This is a genomic window from Streptomyces prasinopilosus, from assembly GCF_001419695.1.
Classification (GTDB): Bacteria; Actinomycetota; Actinomycetes; order Streptomycetales; family Streptomycetaceae; genus Streptomyces; species Streptomyces prasinopilosus.
On sequence record NZ_LIRG01000356.1, the window covers coordinates 1 to 3,301 of the forward strand.

The 3,301-nt window shown below is 72.5% G+C and carries 4 protein-coding genes; all 4 read left to right on the forward strand.

The features are described from left to right. On the forward strand, window positions 1–1,014 hold a 1,014-nt coding region (locus AOK18_RS15930; protein WP_055694786.1), incomplete at its 5' end, for a FecCD family ABC transporter permease. Further along, entirely contained in the window at window positions 1,014–1,787 is a 774-nt protein-coding gene (locus AOK18_RS15935; protein ID WP_055575188.1) for an ABC transporter ATP-binding protein, read from the forward strand. The genes AOK18_RS15930 and AOK18_RS15935, both read left to right, overlap by 1 nt. A 40-nt stretch (window positions 1,788–1,827) precedes the next feature. Then, window positions 1,828–2,850 carry an ABC transporter substrate-binding protein gene (locus tag AOK18_RS15940; RefSeq protein WP_055694787.1) on the forward strand — a complete coding sequence of 341 codons (1,023 nt, stop codon included), beginning with the start codon at window positions 1,828–1,830 and terminating at the stop codon, window positions 2,848–2,850. Window positions 2,851–2,980: 130 nt separating this feature from the next. After that, window positions 2,981–3,301: LysE family translocator (locus AOK18_RS15945; protein WP_157865109.1), on the forward strand; the 321-nt coding region annotated here is incomplete at its 3' end.

Genomic DNA, 3,301 nt, shown 5'->3' on the forward strand with positions numbered 1-3,301 from the left:
CTCGTGACCGGCCTGTGCGCCGCGCTCCCCGTCTCCCTGGCCTGCGGGGTGGGCATCGGGGCGTCGGGGCTCTCGTGGAGCGAGGCGCTGCACCACCTCTGGGCGGGGCTGACCGGTGGGACCATAGCTCCGGACGCGGTCTCCTCCTACCTCATCGTGTGGGAACTGCGTTTCCCGCGCACCGTGCTGGCCGCGGTCGTCGGCGCCGGCCTGGCCTCCGTCGGCGTCGCCGTCCAGGCGATGGTCCGCAACGCGCTCGCGGACCCGTTCGTCCTCGGCATCTCCTCCGGCGCGGCCGTCGGAGCCAACGCCGTGCTCATCTTCGGGGCCTTCGGCGCGCTCGGTGTCTGGGCGCTGTCCACGGCGGCGTTCCTCTCCGCGCTCGGCGCCATGGCGCTGGTGTACGCGATCGCCCGGACCCCGCGGGGCCTGACGCCGTTGCGGCTCGTGCTGACCGGTACCGCGCTGTACTACGGTTTCTCGGCCGTGACCACGTTCATGGTGTTCGCCGCCGAGCACGGTGAGGCGGCCCGGTCCGCGATGATGTGGCTGCTCGGCAGTCTGGGCGGCGCGAGCTGGTCCTCCGTCCCGATCGCCGCGGGCGCGGTGCTCGGCGGCCTCGTCCACCTCGGCTGGTCGGCCCGGCGCCTGAACGCCCTCGCGATGGGCGACGAAACCACTGCCGCGCTGGGCGTGGACCCCGGGCGGCTGCGCAGGGAACTCTTCCTCACCGCCTCCGCCGTCACCGGGGCGGTCGTCGCGGTCAGCGGGGCGATCGGCTTCGTGGGCCTGATGGTGCCGCACGCCGCCCGGATGCTGGTCGGGGCGGACCACCGCCGGCTGCTGGCCGTCGCCCCCCTGGCCGGCGCCGTACTGCTGATCTGGGTCGACATCCTGTCGCGCGTGCTGCTCGCCCCCGCCGAACTGCCGCTGGGCGTGGTGACGGCCGTGATCGGCGTGCCCTGCTTCGTCCTGCTCATGCGCCGCCGCACCTACACCTTCGGAGGCGTGTGATGCGGATCGACATCGACGCGGTCACCGTGGAGATCTCCGGCGCGCGGGTGGTGGAGGACGTCTCCCTGCGGGCGGGCAGCGGCCAGTTCGTGGGGCTCGTCGGGCCCAACGGCAGCGGCAAGTCCACCCTGCTGCGATGCGTCTACCGGGCGCTGCGCCCCACGGCCGGTGCGGTACGCCTCGGCGGCGACGACCTGCTGGCCATGACCGCGCGCGACAGCGCGCGCCGGCTCGCGGCCCTTCCGCAGGAAGCGGTCGCGGAGTTCGACTTCACGGTGGCCGAGGTCGTCGCCATGGGCAGGCTGCCGCACCAGAGGGCGGTGGCCCGGGAGACCGACGAGGACCGGCGCACATGCGCCACCGCACTGGAAGCGGTCGGCGCCGGACATCTGGCCGACCGCGGCTTCCTCACGCTCTCCGGCGGTGAGAAGCAACGGGTCCTGATCGCCCGCGCGCTCGCCCAGCAGCCGCAGGTCCTGGTGCTGGACGAGCCCACCAACCACCTGGACATCGCCCAGCAGCTGGAGGTCCTGTCCCTCGTCCGCACCAGCGGGCCGACCGTGCTCGCCGCGCTGCACGACCTCAACCTCGCCGCACTCCACTGCGACCTCCTCCACGTCATCGACGGCGGGCGGATCGTCGCTTCCGGCGCCCCTCACGACGTCCTCACACCGGCTCTGCTGGCCGACGTCTTCGGTGTGCGGGCGCACCGCGTCCCCCACCCGGAGACAGGTGTGATCCAGCTGCTCTTCGACCGTCTTGCCCCCCGGTAGTCCGCCGTTCCCGGTCCGTCCTCGAAGGAGCCACCCCACCATGCCGAACCTCGCACGCCCCGCCGCCCTCGCCCTCGTCCTGGCCTTCGCCGCCACCGGCTGCGGGGCGGACGTCCCGTCGCAGGAGGGGACGGGGGAGGGCGCCCGCGCGTCCGGCGGCCACTACCCGGTCACCGTCGAGAACTGCGGCGAGAAGAAGACGTTCGAAAGGGCTCCGCGCCGCGTGGTCACCAACGACGTGGGAATCACCGAGATCATGTTCGCCCTCGGCCTCGAGGACCACATGGCCGGATACGTCATGCCCGACGACAAGGGCGACCTCACGAAGGTCCCGTGGAAGGACGGCTACCGGAAGACCGAGTGGCTCTCGAAGGAGCGGATCACCAAGGAACTGGTCCTGGACGCCCGCGCCGATCTGGTCTTCGCGGGCTGGAACTACGGCTTCAACGAGGGCGAGGGGTTCACGCCCGCCGCGCTGCGGAGCGTGGGCGTCGACTCGTACCTGCTCAGCGAGTCGTGCCGCAACGGGCGGGGCAAGGCCCGCGGCGTGATGGCGCCGCTCGACGCGTTGTACACGGACCTGCGGAACCTGGGGAAGGTGTTCGACGTCGAGGACAGGGCCGAGGCGCTCGTCAGCTCGTTCCGCGAGCAGGTCGCCGAAGCGCGGGCGAAGGCTCCGAAGGGCGTCGACCGGCCGCGGGTGTTCCTCTACGACAGCGGCGAGGACAAGCCGTTCACGTCCGGCGCCTTCGCCGGACCCCACGACATCATCACCAAGGCCGGCGGCGACCACGTCATGAAGGACCTCGAGGACAGCTGGACCACCGTGGGCTGGGAGACGGTCGTCGACCGCGACCCCGAGGTCATCGTGATCAACGACTACGGGGACACCACCGCGGAACAGAAGCGGAGGTTCCTCATGTCCTACGAACCGCTCGCGAACGTCTCCGCCGTCAAGAACGACCGGATCGTCGTTCTCGACTACGTCGACCTCGTCGAGAGCCCGCGCAACCCCGCGGCCGTCAGCTCCCTCGCGGCGGACCTGAGGCGCCTCGGCTCCTGAACCCGGGCGCCCTTCGCAGGAGGGCGCCGGCGAGTCCGGCCCCCACCCGGGAAACGTGGAGGAGGTCTTTCCGGGCACCGGCATCGAGTGGGCGGTGCGCGCCTCCCGAGTGGAGCGAAGGGAAGAGCGGATGCCGGTCGACCCCGTCGGCTTCCTCGGTGTCGTACTGGTGGCCTACCTGGTCCCCGGCCCCGATTTCCTCGTCGTGGTCAGATCGGCCACCGAGCATCCCGCCAAGGGGCGGGCCGCGGCGCCGGGTGCCCGGACCGGGCTGTGCGCGCACATGCTCGCCGCCGCCGGGCTGTCACTGATCGCCGCCCGCTCCCCGGTGGTCCACGACGCCGTCGAACTGCTGGGCGCGGCCCACCTCGTCCAGCTGGGGATCCGAGCGGTGCTGGCGGTGCGGCGGGACGCCCGCGAGCGGCGCGCCGGAGCCGCCACCGGTGGCGGC